At 61.6% G+C, this 20,890-nt stretch carries 22 protein-coding genes and 2 tRNA genes; all 24 read right to left on the reverse strand.

Translation table 11 applies throughout. The features are described 5' to 3' along the window. Positions 1 to 153: 153 nt before the first annotated feature. The 24 genes from proC to rsgA all read right to left on the reverse strand — a co-directional run bounded on the left by proC (position 154) and on the right by rsgA (position 20,411). Complete coding sequence (proC, locus tag AQ996_RS01855) at positions 154 to 924, reverse strand: pyrroline-5-carboxylate reductase (protein ID WP_055250520.1); 771 nt, start codon at positions 922 to 924, stop codon at positions 154 to 156. Between the two features lie 73 nt (positions 925 to 997). Beyond that, positions 998 to 1,468: a 23S rRNA (pseudouridine(1915)-N(3))-methyltransferase RlmH gene (gene rlmH / locus AQ996_RS01860; protein WP_035136824.1), complete on the reverse strand. Its 471-nt coding sequence runs from the start codon at positions 1,466 to 1,468 to the stop codon at positions 998 to 1,000. A gap of 6 nt (positions 1,469 to 1,474) precedes the next feature. After that, positions 1,475 to 2,413 (reverse strand): SPFH domain-containing protein, encoded by a 939-nt coding sequence (locus AQ996_RS01865; RefSeq protein ID WP_055250521.1) that lies wholly within the window; start codon positions 2,411 to 2,413, stop codon positions 1,475 to 1,477. A gap of 288 nt (positions 2,414 to 2,701) precedes the next feature. Then, a tRNA-Leu gene (locus AQ996_RS01870) sits at positions 2,702 to 2,788 on the reverse strand. Positions 2,789 to 2,831: 43 nt separating this feature from the next. Then, positions 2,832 to 3,749: a TatD family hydrolase gene (locus AQ996_RS01875; protein WP_055250523.1), complete on the reverse strand. Its 918-nt coding sequence runs from the start codon at positions 3,747 to 3,749 to the stop codon at positions 2,832 to 2,834. Continuing rightward, positions 3,739 to 4,599: a 16S rRNA (adenine(1518)-N(6)/adenine(1519)-N(6))-dimethyltransferase RsmA gene (gene rsmA, locus AQ996_RS01880; RefSeq protein ID WP_055250524.1), complete on the reverse strand. Its 861-nt coding sequence runs from the start codon at positions 4,597 to 4,599 to the stop codon at positions 3,739 to 3,741. The genes AQ996_RS01875 and rsmA overlap by 11 nt, the downstream gene beginning before the upstream one ends. Before the next feature lie 110 nt (positions 4,600 to 4,709). After that, the gene (metG, locus tag AQ996_RS01885) at positions 4,710 to 6,311 is read right to left on the reverse strand and encodes a methionine--tRNA ligase (RefSeq protein ID WP_055250526.1); all 1,602 of its coding nucleotides are present in this window, start codon (positions 6,309 to 6,311) and stop codon (positions 4,710 to 4,712) included. A 69-nt stretch (positions 6,312 to 6,380) separates the two neighbouring features. Next, complete coding sequence (rsmI, locus tag AQ996_RS01890) at positions 6,381 to 7,259, reverse strand: 16S rRNA (cytidine(1402)-2'-O)-methyltransferase (protein WP_055250527.1); 879 nt, start codon at positions 7,257 to 7,259, stop codon at positions 6,381 to 6,383. Between the two features lie 6 nt (positions 7,260 to 7,265). Further along, a complete protein-coding gene (locus tag AQ996_RS01895; protein ID WP_055250529.1) occupies positions 7,266 to 8,327 on the reverse strand; it encodes a glycoside hydrolase family 5 protein in 1,062 nt (353 codons plus the stop codon). Between the two features lie 482 nt (positions 8,328 to 8,809). Next, positions 8,810 to 8,882, reverse strand: a tRNA-Phe gene (locus AQ996_RS01900). Between the two features lie 123 nt (positions 8,883 to 9,005). Then, positions 9,006 to 9,290: an ATP-binding protein gene (locus tag AQ996_RS01905; RefSeq protein WP_035137167.1), complete on the reverse strand. Its 285-nt coding sequence runs from the start codon at positions 9,288 to 9,290 to the stop codon at positions 9,006 to 9,008. Positions 9,291 to 9,614: 324 nt separating this feature from the next. Beyond that, on the reverse strand, positions 9,615 to 9,974 hold the full coding sequence (locus AQ996_RS01915) for a DUF192 domain-containing protein (RefSeq protein WP_055250533.1): 360 nt from the start codon (positions 9,972 to 9,974) through the stop codon (positions 9,615 to 9,617). Continuing rightward, entirely contained in the window at positions 9,971 to 10,447 is a 477-nt protein-coding gene (locus tag AQ996_RS01920) for a TadE/TadG family type IV pilus assembly protein (protein WP_055250534.1), read from the reverse strand. Before AQ996_RS01920 ends, AQ996_RS01915 begins: the two co-directional genes overlap by 4 nt. Next, entirely contained in the window at positions 10,447 to 12,507 is a 2,061-nt protein-coding gene (locus AQ996_RS01925; protein WP_055250536.1) for a hypothetical protein, read from the reverse strand. Before AQ996_RS01925 ends, AQ996_RS01920 begins: the two co-directional genes overlap by 1 nt. 64 nt (positions 12,508 to 12,571) lie before the next feature. Further along, complete coding sequence (locus tag AQ996_RS01930) at positions 12,572 to 13,069, reverse strand: TadE/TadG family type IV pilus assembly protein (RefSeq protein ID WP_231501542.1); 498 nt, start codon at positions 13,067 to 13,069, stop codon at positions 12,572 to 12,574. Further along, on the reverse strand, positions 13,044 to 13,262 hold the full coding sequence (locus AQ996_RS09905; RefSeq protein ID WP_055250538.1) for a hypothetical protein: 219 nt from the start codon (positions 13,260 to 13,262) through the stop codon (positions 13,044 to 13,046). Before AQ996_RS09905 ends, AQ996_RS01930 begins: the two co-directional genes overlap by 26 nt. Position 13,263: 1 nt before the next feature. After that, a complete protein-coding gene (locus tag AQ996_RS09735; protein WP_148315800.1) occupies positions 13,264 to 13,827 on the reverse strand; it encodes a hypothetical protein in 564 nt (187 codons plus the stop codon). Continuing rightward, complete coding sequence (locus AQ996_RS01945) at positions 13,791 to 14,024, reverse strand: hypothetical protein (protein ID WP_117628991.1); 234 nt, start codon at positions 14,022 to 14,024, stop codon at positions 13,791 to 13,793. The genes AQ996_RS09735 and AQ996_RS01945 overlap by 37 nt, the downstream gene beginning before the upstream one ends. A 10-nt stretch (positions 14,025 to 14,034) precedes the next feature. Continuing rightward, the gene (locus tag AQ996_RS01950; protein ID WP_055250542.1) at positions 14,035 to 14,676 is read right to left on the reverse strand and encodes a type II secretion system F family protein; all 642 of its coding nucleotides are present in this window, start codon (positions 14,674 to 14,676) and stop codon (positions 14,035 to 14,037) included. Then, entirely contained in the window at positions 14,673 to 15,599 is a 927-nt protein-coding gene (locus tag AQ996_RS01955; protein ID WP_055250544.1) for a type II secretion system F family protein, read from the reverse strand. Before AQ996_RS01955 ends, AQ996_RS01950 begins: the two co-directional genes overlap by 4 nt. Next, positions 15,572 to 16,900, reverse strand: coding sequence for a TadA family conjugal transfer-associated ATPase (locus AQ996_RS01960; RefSeq protein ID WP_148315801.1), 1,329 nt, complete (start codon positions 16,898 to 16,900; stop codon positions 15,572 to 15,574). The genes AQ996_RS01955 and AQ996_RS01960 overlap by 28 nt, the downstream gene beginning before the upstream one ends. Further along, a complete protein-coding gene (locus AQ996_RS01965) occupies positions 16,897 to 18,546 on the reverse strand; it encodes a nucleotide-binding protein (RefSeq protein ID WP_055250546.1) in 1,650 nt (549 codons plus the stop codon). Before AQ996_RS01965 ends, AQ996_RS01960 begins: the two co-directional genes overlap by 4 nt. Next, on the reverse strand, positions 18,546 to 19,205 hold the full coding sequence (gene cpaB / locus AQ996_RS01970; protein WP_253274584.1) for a Flp pilus assembly protein CpaB: 660 nt from the start codon (positions 19,203 to 19,205) through the stop codon (positions 18,546 to 18,548). The genes AQ996_RS01965 and cpaB overlap by 1 nt, the downstream gene beginning before the upstream one ends. A 252-nt stretch (positions 19,206 to 19,457) precedes the next feature. Next, positions 19,458 to 20,411 (reverse strand): ribosome small subunit-dependent GTPase A, encoded by a 954-nt coding sequence (rsgA, locus tag AQ996_RS01975; RefSeq protein ID WP_172674589.1) that lies wholly within the window; start codon positions 20,409 to 20,411, stop codon positions 19,458 to 19,460. Positions 20,412 to 20,890: the final 479 nt, after the last annotated feature.

Here is a 20,890-nt window from a genome sequence, read left to right on the forward strand (position 1 = left end):
CCAAAAAGGGACAGGTTTATTTTGGTCGGTTTTATCTGGGCAAACGCAAGCGCCCCCCAACTGGAATTGAACCAGTTGCGGGGCGCTTTTCGCTAAAAGGACAAAACCGCAGGAAAAACCTGTCAAAATAGACCTGTCCCTAAATAGCAGGTTTTACTGGAGAGTTGCGTCGATTGCCTTGACTAGGGCGCTGCGCATGCCGGCGTCCTCGAGCGCAACGACGCCCTTGATGGTGGCACCGCCGGGCGAGCACACGGCATCCTTCATCGCCGCAGGATGCTGGCCAGTTGCAAGCTGCAGCTTTGCCGTACCCAGCACCATCTGGCTCACAATGCGATAGGCATCGGCACGCGGGATACCGTGCTTGACCGCCGCATCGCCCAGGGCCTCGATCGCCATGGCGACGAATGCCGGAGCGCAACCGCCCACGGTGCCGCCCACAAACAGCAGGCTCGTATCGAGCTCGACGACAGCGCCAAGCTTACCGAGCAGGTCGAGCACAACAGCACGCTGCTCGCCGTTGAGCGTAGAGGACTTCTCGCAGGCGATGACACCCTCGCCCACCGAAACCGGCGTGTTGGGCACCGTCGAGATATGCGCGACGCCCGGCAGGACCTGCTCCCACTTGGCACTGTCCCAGGTCCAGGCAACCGACAGAACGACCTTTTTGGCAAGAGCATCCTTGAGCGGGGCGAATACCTTCTCGATCATGTACGGCTTGACCGCAGCAACCACGATATCGGATGCGGCGACAACCTCAGCGGCACCGTGGCAAGCGGCCATCCCACGCACCTCACAGCGCTCAACCAGCGCGTCGTAGCGACCCGCACAGGCGCACATATCGCTCGCAGCTACACCGGCAGCGATCCAGCCATCTGCCATAGCGCTCGCCATATTGCCAAAACCGACAAATCCAATCTTCATATCACATAGTCCTTTCAGCCACATTCCTCAAAACGAAAGGTATTGTCCCACGTCATTGTTTCGTATTGCCGACCTATTTGTGATACGGCTCGCCGCGGCTGATCTTGCAGGCGCGGTAAATCTGCTCTAGCAGCACCACACGCGCCAGGTTATGCGGCAAGGTAATGCGTCCAAAGCTGAGCATCTCGTCGGCGCGGGCGCGCACCTCATCACTCACGCCGTCCGAACCGCCGATTACAAAGGCAATGTCGCTGCTGCCTCGCAGCATAAGATCGTCGAGCCTCGCCGAGAGCTCCTCACTCGAACGCTCCTTGCCCTCGATAGCCAGCAGGATCACATGCGCTCGAGACGGCAAGGCCGCAAGAATCGCCGCGCCCTCCTTGTCGCGCGCGGCATCCACGCCGCCTGCCTTAGCCGGATCGATATCGGCTACCTCGCGGATATCCACCTTGGCATAGGCACCTAGGCGCTTGGTGTACTCAGCGCACGCGTCCTTCCAAAAGCGCTCCTTGAGCTTACCGACGCAAACGACGGTGTATTTCACGCGCGTCTACTCCTTCGAATCGTTTTGAACTTTGCCGGCGGCCAGCATCTGCTCGAACATCGAGGCCGACTGCGAAAAGTCGCTCGGCAGCACGACCGTCGAGGTTTTACCCGTGCGAGCGAACTCCGTCATCATCTCGGACCACTGCGTAAACATGAACAGTTGGTTGGCCTCGTCATTGCCGACACCCGTCTCCTGGATGATCTCGAGCGAATCTTTGATACCCAGCGCGATGGCCTTGCGCTGGTTGGCGATGCCCTCGCCCGCCTTTTCCATAGCCTCGGCCTCGGCGGTCGCCTCGGTGACGCGCTTGATGCGGTCGGCCTCGGCGAGCTCCTGTGCCGCAGCGCGCTTGCGCTGGGCGGCATTGATGTCGTTCATGGAGTTCTCGACCTCGGTCGGCAGTGCGATTTTAGTGATGAGCGTCGACACGAGGGTGAAGCCGTAGGCGGCCATCTGCTCGGAAACGGTAGCGTTGACATCCTTGGCGATGTCATCCTTCTTGGCAAAGACCTCATCGAGTGTGTAGACGGGGATGGAGGAGCGCAGGGCGTCGGTGATGAAGTCGCGCATCTGGTCGACGGGCTCCTGCAGCATATAGTAGCTCTTGTAGATGCCCGAATCTGCCGGGCCGGCGCCCATGTCATAGCTCACGTGGTACTGAGCGGAGACCTCAAGGCCAATGGTCACGTTGTCCTGGGTCTTAACGTCGATGCCAAAACCATTTTTCATGGTGCGCAGACTCACCGTGGCGGCCTTGCGGTCAATCACGGGCACCTTCACGTGGAAGCCCGCGTTGACGATACGATTGAACTTACCCAAGCGCTCGATGATCACAGCGTGCTGCTGCTCAACGACGTAGCAGGCGTTGGGGAGCAGCAACAACAGGATGATGATGGGAATCAAAAGGCTGGTAAGGGCGGCGATGATACCGGAAAATAGCATGGTCTCTCCTCTGATAGGCACACGTTGGCATTAGGATACCCGTCCAAGGAGATCGTGCATAACAAAAAAGCTCCCATTGCTGGGAGCTCTTTCAATCAATGGTGCGGGCGAAAGGACGTCCGCGTATCCGCTTCGCGGATCCGCACCGGCTTCGCCCGCCTGCCGGCGGACTCGCCAGCTCGCTAAAAACGCTCCGCGTTTTCTTGACGCTCGCTCCTTCACAGGTTCAAGTCCCTGCGGTGAGCCCATAACAAAAAAGCTCCCATTGCTGGGAGCTCTTTCAATCAATGGTGCGGGCGAAAGGACTTGAACCTTCATGGGGTTGCCCCCATACGGACCTGAACCGTACGCGTCTGCCAATTCCGCCACGCCCGCGTGCAGAAATTAGAATAACGGAGCGCCACCACGAACGCAAGAACTATTTTTGAAAAAGTTTGCAGGCATTTTCCCAAGCGGCTTGCGCGATTGTCTCGGCGTCCTCACCAGTGCGATCGACACGGTCGTTAACCAGCGCGTTTGCCGTAATGGAGATCATTGCGGGCTCGCATTCAAGACCGCGGATGGGCTCCGGAGCCATATACGGGCAATCCGTCTCGAACAAAATGCGGTCGAGCGGGGTCGCCGCAAATGCCTCGCGCACGTCGTCGTTGCGCTTAAAGGTGGCCGCACCACCATAGGCGATATAGCAGCCCAGCTCCACAAAGCGCTCCATCGTGGCGCGGTCCTCACCAAAACAGTGCAGCACACAACCGGCCTGGGGCACGCCCACCTCACGAAGCACGTTGTACGCATCCATATGCGAGGTGCGCTCCCCATCCGAGTCCTCGTGCCGCAGGTGCAACTCCACCGGCACATTGCAGCGCACGGCGACTTCGAGCTGACGTGCCATGCAATCAATCTGCACGCTGTGGGGCGCCGGCGCGATGTCGTCGTCATAGTCCATGTGGTAGTCCAGGCCGATTTCGCCAATACCGGCGCATAAGGGATCATCGAGTGCGGCAACGACCTGCGCGTGAATGTCATCGGTATAGTCCGGCGCACCATACGGATGCACGCCGGCAAGATATTTAATCTGCGGGATATCCTGCATCGGCAGAATCTCGCGCGTCAGCCAGTCGCTATAGTCCGTCACGCTGCGCTTATCGGCAATGGGGTCGAAGACCGTCACCAACAGGTCGATGCCCGCCGCCTTGGCACGCACGAGTGTCTCGGGCACATCCTTGCCCCAGAACGAAAGCAGATGCGCATGTGTGTCGGCAAGCGGTGCCAAGGGCACGGGACAAGCAACCGTCTTCTTTTTCTTGGTAAACGTCACACGTTCGGCATTAAGCGTCATGGGAAAGCTCCCGAGCCAGGCACACAAAGTCGGCGACGCCGAGCGTCTCGGCGCGCGTGGTCGGCGCGATACCGCAAGCCTCAAAGGCGGCATCGAGCACGTCCTTGGCAAAGCCGTTGGCGCTCATGGAATTGCGGATGGTCTTGCGACGCTGAGCAAATGCAGCATCAATCACGCGGGCCACAAATTCGCGATCGAGTCCCTCGGGCACCACGCCGTCAACGCGGTCGATGCGCACGACGGCCGAGTCCACGTGCGGCGCCGGCATAAAGCAACGCGGCGGCACCTCAAAGCGACCCGTCACCTGCGCATACAGGCCAAGCTTTGCCGTATAGCCGCCATAGGTCTTGTTGCCCGGCACTGCGGCAATGCGATCGGCAACCTCCTTTTGCACCATGACGACGGCGCGCTTGAGCGCCGGCATCGTCTGGAAAAATTGCAAAATGATCGTCGCCGCCACGTTATAGGGCAAGTTCGCGACAAATACCGTGGGCTCGCCGCCGGCGGCCTGCTCAATCTGCTCCGGGCCAACCTTAAGCGCGTCGCCCATGATAAAGCGGAAGTTGGCATAGTCGGCGGCGTGGGCGTCGAGCACCGGTTCGAGCTCAGGATCGGCCTCAATGGACGTAACGCACGCCGCTTCCTGCAGCAACGCAAGTGTCAACGTACCGCAACCCGGACCCACCTCGAGTACGCGCTCGTCACCTGCAAGCTCGGCAAGCTCGCAGATACGCTCGATCACATGGTTGTCGATTAGAAAGTTCTGGCCCAGGCGATGCTTGGTCGCAAGGCCAAACTCCTCCAGCAGCTCCCTGGTGGCCGTGGGGTTTGCCAAAGGCGAAGTTGTCATGGTTGCCTCCTTAGCATGATAGCGGCGTCTTGAAACAAAAGGGCATGGACCGTGGCGGCCATGCCCTTACAGCTAAACAGCAAATTGCCGATATGGCGCTCGCGCGGTCTCTACGCCAGACGCGGGAACAGCGGCTCGCCCTTCTCGACGGGCTGACCGCCGGCAAGCAGACCCCAAGCGCAAATGCCCTTGAGGTCGTCGCTCGCGGCCTCGTCCTCGCAGGACAGGCGGCGCAGGGCCTCGGCAGAGGTCTGGGGCATGAGCGGCATCAGCAGGTGAGCGGCGATGCGGATGGCCTCGAGCAGGTTGTAGATCACAAACGCCAGCTCGTCAGCCTTGGCCTCGTCCTTGGCAAGCGCCCAGGGCTCGGAGTCCTCGATGTAGTGGTTGGCGGCATGGATGAGCTCCATGACCTCGTCCTTGGCTCCACCGTAATCGAGCACGTCCATCTTGGCCATGTAGCGCTCGACCAGGCCATCGGCGATCTTTGCCAGCGGGTTATCGAACGCATCGAACGATGCGGGCTTAGCGGGCGCGCAACCGTCAAAGTACTTGCCGCTCATGTTGAGCGAACGCGAGATAAGGTTGCCCCAGCTGTTGGCCAGGTCGGCGTTGTAGACCTGCTCCATGCGATCGAAGCTGATGGCGCCGTCGGTGCCGGGGACGACGTCGGTCATAAAGTAGTAGCGATAGCCCTCGACGCCTAGCATGTCGATAACGTCCTGCGGAGCGATGGCGTTGCCGCGGCTCTTGGACATCTTCTCGGCCTTGCCGGTCTCGGCATTGCGCACGGTCAGGAAGCCGTGGGCAAAGACGTGCTCGGGCAGGGCCTCGCCGATGGCCATGAGCATGGCGGGCCAAATGACGCAGTGGAAGCGGATGATGTCCTTACCCACGATGTGGAACTGCGCGGGCCAGCGATAGGCCAGCTCGGCACGCGCCTCGTCGGTGTCGACACCGTAGCCGACGGCCGTCATATAGTTGAGCAGCGCATCGAACCACACGTAGGTCACGTGGCCCTCGTCAAACGGGACCTGAATGCCCCAGTCAAAGCTCGTGCGGCTCACGGAAAGGTCGTTAAGGCCGCCCTCGACAAAGCTGCGCACCTCGTTCATGCGGAACGCAGGCTCGACAAAGTCGGGGTGCTCGTCATAGAGCTTGAGCAGCTTGTCCTGGAAGGCGGAAAGCTTAAAGAAGTAGGACTCCTCCTGCACGCGCTCAAGCGGACGGTGGCAGTCGGGGCACAGGTGCTGGCCGACGCTGCCGTACTCCTCGTCGCCCTTCTGAACCTGTGTATCGGTGAAGTAGGTCTCGTCAGGCACGCAATACCAGCCGTCGTAGCTGCCCTTATACAGGTAACCGGACTCCTTCATGCGCTCCCACAGGTACTGCACGGCATGATGCTGGCGCGGCTCAGTGGTGCGGATGAAGTCGTCGTTGGAAATCTCGAGCTTGCTCCAAAGCTCCTTGAAGTGCGGGGCCTGGCTGTCGGTCCATTCCTGCGGCGTCATGCCGTGCTTGGCCGCGGCCTCGGCGACCTTCTCGCCGTGCTCGTCCATGCCAGTCAGGAACTTGACGTTATAGCCGGCGGAGCGGCGATAGCGAGCCTGAACGTCGGCGATGATGGTGGAATAAGCCGTTCCCAGGTGCGGATCGGCGTTGACGTAGTAGATGGGCGTCGTGATAAAGAACGAAGGCTTGCTTTGATCCATGGGGTTTGTCCTCCAGAAAAACGTTGCATACAGGGGATGATTCTAGCGCAAGGGCTGGATATCCTCCATCTATTGCATATCGAGCACCATGGCATAGACATCGCGCTTGCGGCGCGAATACTTCTGAGACAGGCGCTTGGCCACCGCAGACGCGGGCTCCCCCTCCTCGAGCGCGGCGCGGATATCCTCGCGCAGGGCCTCGTCGGGATCCGCTACCGCAGCGCCAACCGGCGCGATGCCGGCCTCCTCATCCTCGCTCGGCGGCGCGATGACCAGCGCAATCTCGCCCTTTACCTCGCCGCGAGCACGCAGCTCCTCGGCAAGCTGGTCAGCGGGCCCGCGCAAGACCTCCTCGTGCAGCTTGGTGAGTTCGCGGCAGACGGCAACCTCACGCTGGGGAAAGACCTCCGCCACGGCCTCGAGCGTCGCCACGATGCGATGTGGAGACTCGTAGAAGATGAGTGCGCCGGGCACCACGGCAAGGCGCTGCAAACGGCGCACACGGTCGCCGTGCTTTCGGCCCAAAAAGCCCTCGAAGAAAAAATGCTCGCAGGGAATGCCGGACGAAACAAGCGCCGTGACGCAAGCAGAGGGCCCGGGAATAACTTCGACGGGCAAATCGGCCTCACGCGCCGCCTCGACCAGCGCCTGGCCGGGATCGGACACGCTCGGCATGCCGGCGTCCGAGGCAAAGGCGAGGGTCTCCCCCGCCAGCAGACGGTCGACCAGGCCGGCAGCGCGGCTAGCGATCACATTCTCGTCGCAACGGACAAGCGGCTTGGAAATGCCCAGGTGCATCAGCAGCTTTGACGTCACACGCGTGTCTTCGCAGCAGATGACATCGGCAGCGGCAAAGGCCTCGCCAACGCGCGGGGACAGGTCACCCAGGTTGCCGATGGGCGTGCCGACCACATAGAGTTTGCCCGTATGGGCGCTGTTTTGCGTCATATCAACCTATTCAATCATGCCGCGCTCGAGCGTACCGAGCGCCGCGCGGGCGTCCCATGCTGCAATGCGCTTCTCGGTCTTCCACGTTTGGAAGAACCAACCGGCAGCCGGCGCAAACGAAGCCAGCTGGTTGGCGATAAACACGCGCTCGTAGGCATTGCGGCCCTCGGGCGTAACCGACGAGTTGGCAAAGATCGCCGCGCCCGACCATTCGCCCACCAGCACGGGGAACCCAGTCGAAATCGCTTCTTTAAGCTCGCGCTTGTTACGCGAAATCGCCGTCGTCAGCCCGCGAGGGCTCGTGATGTCGAGCGCATACTCGTCGCGGTAATGGTACAGGTGAAGGTCCATGTAGACGTTCTTGTACTTGGCGCCGCGCATAAAATGCTTCCACTCGCTGGGATGCCCCGACGACGAGAAGACGACGATCTTATCCTCGGGCATATACGAACGGACGAGCTCGTAGGCATCGCGATAGAAATTGCGCAGGTAGTGAGCGGGAATGCCATCCGTCATGGTGAAGAGGCTCTTGCGAACGCTCATCTGCGGCGTGTCCAGCAGCTCAATGCCCAGCAGGCTCTCGGCCTCGCCATAGCGATCGGCCAAGCGCTCGAGCACGTCGAGTGCGACATGACGGCCGTTGGTGGACGAATGCCACTCGGCAACAGCCTCCGGCGTGGTGGGCGAATCGTTGGAATCGCCCTGGCCACCGGGCACGGTTGCCAGATCGAGCAGCACGCGGATGTCGTACTTGGCAGCCCACTCAATTGCACGGTCAATGTAGTCGACAACCGAGATGTAGGACGCATCGGACCCCTGTGAGCCAAAGGCATACCAGGGCACCGGCAGACGCACGGCATTGAGGCCAATCTGCGCCATGCGGCGAAAATCGTCCTCGCTCACAAACGTCTCGTAATGGCGGCGCATGCGCTCGTTATAGGCGGCGGTACCCATGGCCTCCTGTAGCTCGGCCGCGTTGGATGCACCGGTCGCCGCGTACAGCGACGGGGTCACCCAAGGCTCGGGAATAAACCAGCCAGAGAGATTAACGCCGAGTATCCTCTCCATCACTGCCCCCTTCGGATCATGCAGGTCGAACCCGCATCGTATTGCATAGGATAAGTATCGTTTTGAGTATACCCGCGTGTGCGGACAGGCGACCGAACGGTCTGTAAAGTGACGCGAAAGTGGGAGGAATGTCTGGGGCGAGCGGGCTCGGAATGGTGCGACGAGGTGTGTACGCGCGCCGGAGGCAGGCACCGGAAAGTGTGTCCCGTTCTGAGCCCTTATTCTGGGACGCAGTTTCCGCAGAACCCTACATAAAAGAAAAGGACCCCTTTGCAGAGGTCCTAGTCAATTCAAGGTGGCGGGGAAGGGAATCGCGTCCGCGCGCTGCGCGGACGGACCGCTGCGGCGCTTACGCGCCTTGCGAGCTGCGCTGGCAAACGCTTACGCGTTTACTCAGCTCCGCGCCCTCACGGGGTTCGATTCCATGTGGGGGCTGCATAAAAGAAAAGGACCCCTTTGCAGAGGTCCTAGTCAATTCAAGGTGGCGGGGAAGGGAATCGAACCCCTGACACGAGGATTTTCAGTCCTCTGCTCTACCAACTGAGCTACCCAGCCATTTGAGGTGCGCCTTGTTTCAAGGCTTGATTAGTATAACCAAGGACGCGTTCCGGTCAACCGAGAATTTTAAAAAAGTTTTTGAGCACAGCCTCGGTTCTTTAAATCGGCACGTCAGAGGCATCAGCCGGCAGCAAGAAGTTTTTCGCTCAGAGCCGCACGGGCAAACTCACTTGGAGTCATCCCCTCGGCAGCCGCCCGTCGACGAATGGCCTCCTTCATTCCCAGAGGAATCTTGACCGACAGCGTTGCCGTCCCCTCACCTGAGAGTGGGGGCCGTCCATGCACGATCCCACCAACGGTGTGTTCGCCATCCGGAAACTCTCCGCGCTCGTACGACTCGCACCACGCGTCAATCATTTCATCCGTTACAACCTGACCATTAGCGGCCGTATACGTCTTGCCCATCATCGACCCCTTTGCCGAGCCCATTCAATCTCCTGCCAAAATTTCTTCTGGACTGGAGACAAGGCATGAATGATAAGCCACCCACGGACAAGCTCGACCGCGACAAGCTCCACGCTTCGTCCGTCTGGGAGCCATCCAATCGCAAGCCATCTCGGCGGCTCGTCCTTCGACTCGCGACGAATTCGCTCAGTAACCGCAAGCCGAGCGCTAAGCACCTGCTTTTCTGTCAGGTGCTTTTTAGCGTTGGGTTGGATCTCAACATCCATGCATCTTCTCCTCCATCTTACCCAATTTCGTATGACGAAAGTCCGCTGTCGCCAATTCTTAAGTCGGCACGCGTTGGAGAGCAGGGGTCGAAACAATGATTGAAGAGCGTTCTAGTGCGGCCCAGGCGCCGGGGTAGGAACACATACGCCAGGGACATACGTTTTCGTAGCGCGCGAGGATATTGCCGTCGCGATCGATGAAGGCGATGTCGATGGGATAGGCCATAAAACACGTGTGGACCGAAGAGCAGCGTGGAAACGCCATGACGAGCGGCAGGCCGTTGGCGGCAACCGGACGCCGTCCCAGCATGCCGCGCAGGCGCATGACAAACGACTCCGCCACCGCAAACTCGGCCGGCGTCCAGCCCAGCCTATTGAGTGCCCGCGCGTAGGCGATGTAGGACGAGACCGCGGTCACATGACCACCCCCGGGCGCCATGGATCGACCGTCACCGCGCGCTCGTGCGACAACGTTGTCGGCGCCCCCAGCGGAACGCCAGCGATGCTGAGAGAAGTCGGCCACGGCTCATAGTGCATGGTGCAGGTGTAGGTCCTAAACGTACCGGATAGGGAGAGCAGGCCACCATCCGATGCCTCCGCGCCTTGCTCGCTCGACACTTCGATCTGCAAGTCATAGCCTTTCATGGCATTCAGAATTTGAGTCTGAACCGTCGCCGAGGCATCGGCAGAGCTTTCGTCGCCCTCCCCCTCCGACGCCACGGCGTGCGCCAACACGATGTCGGGCACCACGCGGTCGAAGCGCGCGACAGCGCTGGCAAAGATCATGACGTTGTATACGATGAGTGCCAGCACCAGCAAAACGGGCGTAACCACTGCCATCTCCACCGTCGCTTGGGCGCGCTCCTCGCGCAGACGCATGCGGATACTCATTACGACCCACCGCCCAGAGCGCCAACCAGCGTGGCGACATCGACGGTAAGCGGGATGGAGCCGCCGCCGGGCAGAGGAATCTCCGCAAGTGTGAGCACCGTACCGCTGATGGTGCGTTCGACTTGATATTCCAACGCCTCGCAAAGCGCCTTGGGATCGGTCACGCCCAACGGAATACTTCGCAGCTTGTCTTGCGCTTGAGAGAGACCAGCAATGTCAGACCCCGGACTCTTAATGACGTTGGCGGAATCGGTCAGCACCGGCTTTCGCAGGCGCAAGTCGCACGGTTCCAAACCCAGCGCCGCCACGGATGCCGAAACGGTATCGCCGAGCCACGATGCAATGGAGCCCAACGCGCCGCTGCCCCCTCCTAGGCCTTCAATCATCTCGTCCATAAGTTCGTCGGCCGAACCTTGGATATCACCGTATCCTACGAGCAGCCGTCCCCAAACATCCATGACGCCGTCGAGCACGCCGGCAACGCCGCCCGAGCGTTCCTTCAATGTCGAGAAAAATCGCGAAAGCACGTTGTTTTGCGCCGTCGCCTCATCGGGCGCCAGCACCGCGGCAGAGATGGCACCGCGATCGCCAAGCCTGACTGCCGTGTTAAACGAAGAGTTGAGCTCATCGGGGCTCGAGATGGCACCCGAAACCGCAAAGGCAACCACGCCGTTGCGACCGGGCGGAGCGATACGCGGACGCTCGCCCGAAAGCGCTTTAATGGCCTGGTCAAACGCATTGCCCGCACGGTCGGCTTCGTCCTCGGTCTGACGCTCGAGCTCGAGCTCCTTGTTGCGACAGTCGACGTAGTCCTCCAGGGCGTCTTTAAACTTGTCAAAGTGATACTCGAAGCCGTTTTCGATAGAGGTTGAAGGCGCCGCAACAGCACCAAGCGACAAAACGCCAAAATGGCATTTGCTGCATTTATCCTGTCCATCGTAATCGGCAACCGAAGCAAATCCGCTCGGCGTCCCTTTCTTATAGTTAGGGCAGGTCGTCCCGTAATGCAGATACGCCTTGTCATCGTTCACGCTAGTCGGCCACACCGCATCGGTATAGAGTTCCGTCGCCCGAACCTCATCAGAGTTGCGCGGCAGCAGCGGAATATAGGAGGAAACCCTGTCTCCGTTCTCGGTTATATATGCCCGATCGACCTCCGCGTTCGCATAGGTATAAAACGCCTTACGCGCCGCAGACTCTGCCTTCATCTCGACACTCGAGCCCTGGGGCTTCTCATTTGTCAGACGCCAATGGTAGTAGTCCTTCGCGCGATCAAGGGCAACTTGAGGCTCCCACGTAACGCTCGATGAGTAATGCGGATTTTGAACACCGGAAAGATCCGTTAGGCTTTTCGCGCGCTCCCACATGCAAGAACAGCTGCCGACCGAGCCCTTGTCAGACCCACCACAATCCGCCAGCCAAGCACGCTCTTTAGCCTTCGCCGTGTCCTCAGAAGCCTTCCGCAGCTCCTCGGCCGCACGCTCTAAATCATCTGATGTGTCTTTAATGGTATCGGTCGAGATCTCTGACCCTTTGATCGCAGCGAAGTCCGACTCGGATGTCCTGGGCACGGCAAGCGCCGTACCGGTATAGGTCACACTATCGGTATCCTGCGCCGACACCGCCTGCGTGGCACGCGCGGCGATCAGATACGGCAGAGCCGTCTCGATTTTCTGTAAGCCTTCCGATGCGCTTTTGGCAAACTTGTTGCGCGTTTTAATGATCTCGATCCCGGTGTCGACCATATTGCCGGCAACCGGCTCGGCACCCGGGATGAGGATGGCGACCAGGCCCGTCCCGATCGTGGCAAACCCCGCCAGCCCCAGACTCAAGATACTCGCATCAACCACCGTGGCAGCCGTGTGATAGGACGACACCACGTTGGCACCCGCCAGCGCGCCGCTATCAGCCGCCACCTGGGTGTCCCCGGCACGCGACATGCTCCATATCGCCGCGGTCGACGAAAACAACAATGTGAGCACCACTAGGATGACCACGGCAGAAGAAAGCGTGGTATAGGCACCGTCTTCGATAAACAGATCGACACCGGCTCGACCCATAAAGCCGCCTCGCTTGCGATGGCAGCTCGGACGGTGCGTCAAAACGCGTCTAGACCAGAAACGCTTAATCCCATGCAGCAATCCACGAATCATAATCTCCCTCCAGCCATTCGGGACGCGATTGATACGAGACATCGACCTTGAGCTCAACGTAGCCGCCCTCGGCGGTACCACCCATAGCCTGCACAAACGCACCGATCACAGGCAACGGCTTGACCTCGCCGGAAACGGACACGGACGAGGCGCCACCCGCACCGACCCGGCCAAGCTCGATATCCCACGACAACGGCCCGCCGGCATGAAAGATCGAAACGTTGGGCACTGCGGCAAGTCGGCGGCGGGTGAACTCCTTAAGATCGTCGTCCTCCGCCGTCGTCGTGGTCATGAGCCGCGCGGTCTCGGCGGCGGCAGACTCCATGACCGCGCGCGTATAGAGCAGACACACCGGTTGCAGTGCGAGAAGGATGAGCGTCAGAAACGTCGGCAGCAAAAAAGCGGCCTCGACCGTAGACTGCGCCCGGTCCTCGCGCGCGATATCAATACAGCGCGATGTCCTCAGCACCCGCAGCAGCGTCGACAACCGATGTCGAGGTGACGCCGTGAGACGCCGCCCGCTCGACCAGCGCCGCCAAGCGCCCATCGGTGCCAGCACGCCAAAGCCCCGCAATCGCCAGCACGATCGATAACAGCGCCACCGTGACGATGGCGTATTCCACAGTCGCTTGGGCAACCTCCTCACGCAGAACGCCATGCATTTCACGACCCCTCCTTTGAGCTTATTGTTTGCGGGACCAGGCGCACGGCGCGCAGACGACACGAAGCATCGCCAGTATCCACAGCAACCGTCACCATATCGACCCAGCCGCGTCCGTCACGCACGATGGCGCCCCACACGTTTCCCTTGATGTCGAGATAGCCGCTCAGAGCAAGTTGCGCCGTGGGTACCTCGCGATAGGAACGCAGCATATCCGCCGCCGCTTCGGTCATCGGTCGGTCCTCGGACCATGCAAGCCGGACCACAATCGCGTTGCCCCCAGGCGAATCCGTCGCAGTGCCAGACCGCTTGTCGAGCGTCCGCAGAAAGGTTTGCGCCGTGACAGCGACATCCGAATCGTCCGCATCTCGCATCTCATCTTTTTGAGACGCCACCGCCGAATCTGAGCCCAAATCGGAGGCGGTCCCAGGACGCTGCTGCCGCGCGGCGTTAAGCCCCCAAAGCACCGCCGCTATCGCCACGGTCAGGCAAGCAAACACCAGCAGCACCCCGACGGGGCGCTCGCCCTCTACAGGCTGTTGATGCCCTCGCTGATAGCGTTCCATAGATCTTGGACCTTGCCCTTAAATGCGACGATGGCGATAATCGCGATCACCACGAGCACGCCGACCAAGATGGCATACTCGGTGGTACCCTGCGCACTCTCCTCCTGCAATAGTTCCTTGGCGCGCTGACGAACATGTGCCGCCCGGCAAAACGCCCAGCCCTGCACCTTGCCAGCAGTGTCAGTCATCGTGTTCATGTATTCCTCCCTACATCATCCCGCCTGCTCCCAGCAGCGGGCCCAATATGGACAGAAGCAACGCCGGCAAGATGAGCGTGCCGGTGGGAATCAGCAGCTTGACGGGCGCACGCTCGATCTCGCGCTCGACCGCGGCGCGATGAGCCGCACGGATCTCGCGACTTTGAGCGGCCAGCGTCTCGGCAAGTGGGGCACCCAGGGCGAGCGCCTGCCCCACCGTGATGGCAAAGGTCTCGAGCGCTCGCACGTCCAGGTCGCGCGCGGCGGCCAACAACTCGTCCTCACGCGTGCCCACGCCCACCTGCCACGCCATGCAGGCGCGCTCAAGGCGAAGAGCCAGCACTGACCGGCGGTTGGCGCAGAAAATCTCAAGCGCCGCATCAAACGAAAGACCGGCCGAAAGACCCAAGCGCACAACATCGATCATCTCGGAAACTTCGCCGAGCGACACTCGCGCCGGGCCGCCCGCTCCAACCGCGCCCTTCACTCGCGCGGTCAGAGCATCGACCACCGAGCGACCCGCGGCAGCGACCAGCACCGCCTCGCGCTTGCAGGCCCCTGCGATCTTGCGTGCATCCGCCCGATCCAAACCCGTCGCGACAAATACACTCAGGGCGCACAGGCAAGCCGCAACTGCAACCGGGGCGCTCATAGCTCCACCCGCATAATGCGCCGGATAACCACCAGGGCAACGGCGTTGAGGGCAAGACCCAGCACCACAGCGCCCGCGCCGGCGGGCGTCGCAAGACCGCGACGAAAATCTGCCGAAAGCAGCGCCAACACCGCGCACATGCCCGCCGGCATCGCCGCGACCATATGCGCAGACATGCGAGCCTGCGACGTCTTAACATCCAGGCGGCGCTTGAGCTCGATGCGCTCCCCCACCATGCTCGACGCCTCGGACAGTAAGTCGGCAAGCGGAGCGCCGGTGCGCTGAGACACCTTAAGCGCCAAGGTCACAAGCGAAAGACCGGGGGCGTCGATACGCACGAGCAAGTCATCGAGCGCGTCGGTCGCCGAGATGCCGCAATCGATCGCCGCCGCCACCCGCAAAAACTCGGTATGCACTGGCTCTTGCGCATGAGCGCCCACAAAGCGCATGCCCTGGGCCAGCGAATGTCCCGAGGCAAGCGACATGGAAAGTGCGGTAAACGCCTCGGGCATTGCCTCTTCTGCATCGTGTTGCTCGCGCCGGCTCTCAAAGCCATCCCAAGCGGCACCAACGGCAAACGGAGCAACAAGTCCCAAGGCAAATCCGAGGGGCGATAACGACACCATCGTTAGTAAAACGCAGCAGACACCGCTCGATAGCAGCAGAAACGCCAAACATCCCGAAGCATCTTCGATCACGAGGCCAAGGCGATGCGCCGGAGCCAGCGATGCCCACGAACGGGCGATCTTTTTCAGCAGATCGTTTTCCACCAGCTCACGCGGCAGCTTCTCTGCCACCGTCTCGAGCGCCTGACGTGCCAGCTCCGCCGGCGGTACCTGCGGCACACGAGGTTCCACACCGCACGCCGTCGCGACAGAAAGCCCTGCCAAGCCCCCTACGACGAGGGGCACAGTGATCTCCATTCGTCCACCTCCTCTTGTGTGAGCGTCCCCGACCGCAGGCCTTCTGCAATAAACGGCGGCTCGCGGTCAAGCGTCCAGGTGCGCTCGGCGGCATCGAACGTCACATAGCGCTCGAGCTCTACGCCACCCGATGCGGCGCGTCGCACCCCCGAATACGAGGAGACGAAACGCCTGCCATCGGCGTGGCGCTCGGACATCACGATGCCGTCGAGCGCCATGGCAATCTGCTCCTCGATGAGCTCGCTCGGCAGATCGATGCCATAACGTGCAAGCAACGTCAGACGCACCACGGTCTCCTGTTCTGAACCCGCATGAAGTGTGGTGAGCGACCCGTCGTGGCCCGTGTTCATGGCCTGCAACATGTCGCAGCACTCGGCACCGCGCACCTCGCCCACCACGATGCGGTCGGGGCGCATGCGTAGGGCATTAGTTACCAGGTCGCGGATCGTCACCGCGCCCTCGCCCTCAATTGAAGCCTCGCGCGCCTCTAAGCGCACCACGTGCGGATGATGCGCAAACTTGAGCTCGGCAGAGTCCTCGATCGTCACGATGCGCTCGCCGGTGGAAATCTCACATGACAACGCGTTGAGCAGGGTGGTCTTACCAGATCCCGTGCCTCCCGCAACCGCCAGGTCCTGTCGCAGCGACACCGCACACGACAGCAGCTGCGCATACCAAAGCGGCAGCGATCCCAACCCCACGAGCTCGTCCAGCGAGCAGATACGGTCCGAGAACTTTCGGATGGTGAGAATCGGTCCGTCAATCGCCACAGGCGGAATCACCGCGTTGACGCGATAGCCCGTTTTGAGGCGGGCGTTGACGATGGGGCTGCGCTCGTCGATACGGCGGCCAAGTGGCGAGATAATGCGGTCGATAAGCACACGGATCTGCTCATCATCCTCAAACGCATGCTTGATGGGGTACAAGACGCCGCCGCGTTCAAAGAAAGCCGAGCGGCAGCCGTTGATCATGATCTCGGTAACGGTGTCGTCCTCGATGAGCGGCTGCAACGGCCCCAAGCCCACCACGTCATCCAAGATCTCGTCGATGATGGTCTCGCGCTCGGGCGTCGCGAGATCGGTCGACTCCTCAACATTGAGCGCCGCCTCCACCGCAGGACGCAATTCCGAGCGGGCAAGTGCCGGGTCGATATAGGCGCTGATACGCGCCACTTCGTCGTAACCTATGCGGTCCATCACGGCGCGCTTGGTGCGTCGTTTCACCGCGCGGCGACGCCCCGCATCTACAGGCGCTGCCGCCGCTGCAGCGCCGGCAGCCTTAATCCTCGTTTGCAGGCTCATCGCTGATCACCCTCGCGCGACCAGGGAAGGCGGATACGCGGGCGTTCAGTACGCGTTGCACGGTCGGCGACCATATCGCTCCAAGGGCCGACGGCGCACCCCAGTTCCACGAGCATCTCGCGCGTGGCCTCGCGCATGCTGGTCGCAAAAGCGCTGGTCTGCCCCACCGCCTCGTCAGCGCGCCCAAACGCCATGAGCGCGGCGAGATCCTGCCCGCCATCGGCGATACGAATCTTGGAGCTCAACGCACAGGCAATCTCAAAGCGCATGGCGACGTCCTCGTCTGCCCCGCGCGCACCGAACCGGTTGAACACGGCGCTCATGCGCGTGCGCGGCACACCTACTCGACTTGCCAGTTCAATGACGCGCGACGCCGATGTCGCGGACGACACCGCCGCATCGCCAACGACCAGGCAACGGTCGCTCGCTGCCACCGCAGCCGCCACGGCGTCGCCCCAAAAGACCGAGGTATCGATAAAGACCACGTCGGATTCGCGACGCAGAACATCAAGCAGTAGCTCCACCGGACGTGCCATGAGCTCGGCTTGCTCGGGAGCCGCAACGGGACCCCAGAGCGTAACGCCCGGCGCCACGCGCATCGATGTGGCTACGATATCCGGCTCGGTGAGCGCGCCCGCCGCCGACGGCTCGATAAGTGTCGCCATATCGCGCGGGGCATCGACGCCTAACAAGTCGTAAAGGTTTCCAAACATCAGGTCCAGGTCGAGCACGGCGGCACGCAAGCCCAACAGCGACGATGCGTGTGCCATGGTGGCAACGATCGTCGACTTGCCGCAACCGCCCGAACCCGAAATGGCGCAGATGACCGGAGCTCGATGCGGCGGAGCGGCAGCGTCTGCCGGCGGCATCGGAGGCGGCGGGGCGGGCGTCGGTGACAGCGTCCCCGTCTCCCCCGCCGCAACCACACGCTGCGTCCAAGCCGACATGGCAGCTTGTTCGGTCTGCGAGGCAGGCTCGTTCTGTGCAATCTGCTCATGCTGCATCAGCGACAACTCGCCGCACCCGGCAAAGCCCTCAACTTCGTCGAGTTCATCCGCCAGATTCACGCCGTGCACGTATCCCATATCTACAGCCGGGGAGTCGCCAGCATGCTGCGCCGGCCCTCCAGCGTCATCGTATACAAGGGGGTTCCGGGGGCGCCGACCATGCTCGGCTTCCGCTTTTCCATAATCATCAACACGCGGGCCTCTTGTAGCGCGAGGCGCCCCGGGTTCCCTATCAACAAAAGCATCGGGCTCAATCGTCATGCGCCGATCGGAATCAACCGCTCCCTCGCCCGCGCGCCCGTTGCCGCATATACTGTGCGCAGCGATGACCTCGGTCGCCCCCGCGCGAAACAGCCCCTCGATATCCGACGGATCGAGCGCTTCTATCAACACGACCACGCGACTCACGCGGCCTTCGGCCGTCAGGCGCGCAACAGTCTTGCGCACATCTTCGGTATCAAACAGAGACGCCGCGATGATGGCAGCCCCGCGGCGCGACGGAAACGCCCGCGCCATGGAAACCAGCCCGTCCAGGTCACCAACGCGAAGCACCTGTGCACCCGCGTCACGGCCCTCGACTTCCCGCTGCAACAGCCCGTAATCGCCGCACGCGCAGCACGCAAGCCAGATCGCCTTCATCACTCGTCGCCTCCGCTCTTTTTGCCGCGCGCCGTGGCGGGAATCGTCAAGCTGACCGTTCCCTTGCCCGAGGCGCCCAGCAGTTCCTTGACGTCTTCGGGGTCAGCCGCCAGCGTCACCCATTCGATCCTGCCCTCGCGCGTGGCACCGGAATCCTCACTGGTATCGATCACGTGCGCGCCGCACAGTCGATCGGTTACGCCGTCTTTTTGCACATACACATCCACGTAGCTGCCCACGCCCGTAGCACCGCCGACCGAGTGCTCGGCATCGACCGCCACCGAAACGGCAACCTTGCCCTTAGGCACCTCAAGCTTGTGGCTCTCGGCCTTGGTGTAGACATTGCAGATCACGGCGTTTTTGGGAATACGCGAAGTCGTCACGTCGCCGCGCACCTGGCGCAGCTCGGTCGCCGCATCACGCGGCAGCAGGCTCGTCAGCCATTCCTGGGTTATGACATTGGTCTCATCGAGGGTCTCGCCCACATCGATATCGCGCGCCGCGACGCATACCTCGACGCGATCGCCACCGTACTTGGCCAAGGTCTCAGCCTGGACCTGTTCGGCTTGCGAGCGGATCGACGAGCCGTAAACCATGCAGAGCAGAGCAGCGAGCACGCCCGCGACCAGACTGATGGCGATGCGCTTGCTCTTGTTCACGGCCGCTCCTCTCATGGCAGTGCCGGGCGAATGCCCGTACCACCATTGTCTGGGCGGTCAGAGTGCAAAGCGGCGCAATCGCGATCTTGGTTTTCGATGTCAAACCAATCGCTGACCAAAAACTGACCAGCCCGTCAAGCTCGTGGCAAGGTTTTGGTCAGCACGTCAGCAAACTGTATGTTTCGAAGCTTTTCCGCAGCAAAAAAGCCGTCTCCCGAACAGTTGGGAGACGGCTGTCATAGGAAAAATCAATTACAGATGGACATCGGGATCGAGCATTTGAGCGCTCACGCGCATGGATGACGCCAGGTTTTGGAACGTTTCCAGACGCAGGCTATCGATCTGCCCGGCGTCCTCGGCCTCGCGAACGGCGCAGCCCGGCTCATGGGTATGCGTGCAATCGCCAAACCGGCACGCGCGCGATGCCTCGACAATCTCGGGGAAAGCGCGCGCTAGACCCCGCTCGTGACCCACGAGCGGCAGGCTGCGCAGGCCCGGGGCATCGGCGATCACGCCGGCGTCGCCCGGCAGTGCCACCATCACGCGCGCGACGGTAGTGTGACGACCCTGATCGTCGCGTTCGCGCACACCGCCGGTCGCCAACGTATCGTGGCCCAGCAGTGCATTGAGCAGCGTCGACTTGCCGGCACCCGACTCGCCCAGAATCATGGCGCAGCTCCCGGCAGGCACGCAGGCACGGACCTCGTCCAGACCGCGGCCCTCGGCAGAAGACGTCACGATCACGCGCACGTCCGGACCCACCAGACGGCGCACGCGGTCCAGATCGCGCTCGAGCTCCCCGGCATCGCAGCGGTCAGCCTTGGTGAGCACCACCACCGGCTCGGCATCGCAGTCGAGCGCCAACACCAGCGAGCGCGCCACACGGTCGAGCAGCACCTCGCCGGCACCGAGCGCCTGCACGATTAGCACGCTATCCACGTTGGAGCAGAGCACCTGACGCTCTCCGCGGGCACGGCCGCGCCAACGCTCAAAGCTCGTACGGCGCGGCAGTACGCATTCAATCACGCCCATATCGTGCCCGGGAGCGCGGCGCACCGCCACACGATCGCCCACGGCAGGCAGCAGGACCTCGTCCCCACCGCGCGACTTGGCAAATCCCACGGCATGCTCGGCGCGGAAGGTATCGTCGGCAGTCGCCACCAGCGGAAACCCACGATCCAAGCGCACCACGGCGCCAAGCTGCATCTGCTCGGGCTCCTCGGCATGTGCGCAGAAATCATCAAAGGCAGCCTGCTGAGCTTCATCGACCGGCAGGTCATCGAACGCCGGAACGTCCTGCAGCGCGTCGAGTCCCGGCACGCTCGCCAGCAGCTCCTCGGCAGACGCGGGAGCCTCGGTCGCGAGCTTCCGACGACGATCGCGCTTAGCCCGCGCCCCCGTCGTCTTTTTCTTCGCTTTAGCCTTAGCCTTGCCCACAAGCGCCTCCCAGCACCACAAATCACAACTGAGCAGGTATTTTCCCACAAAAAAGAGTCGGTCGAGCAAATGCTCGACCGACTCACACACTTTCCCTCAGCCTTTATCATCCACACGGGAGAAAAGTCAGCAACGTCACCGCAGGGCCCGCCCGCCGAGAGGGGTTTCCAAAGGGCACATCCTTTATTCAAAACGAGCGGCCGAGCAATTGCTCGGCCGCTCACCTTCTTTCCCTCAGCCCTTTTTCA

Source organism: Collinsella aerofaciens (assembly GCF_001404695.1).
GTDB classification, from domain to species: domain Bacteria; phylum Actinomycetota; class Coriobacteriia; order Coriobacteriales; family Coriobacteriaceae; genus Collinsella; species Collinsella aerofaciens_E.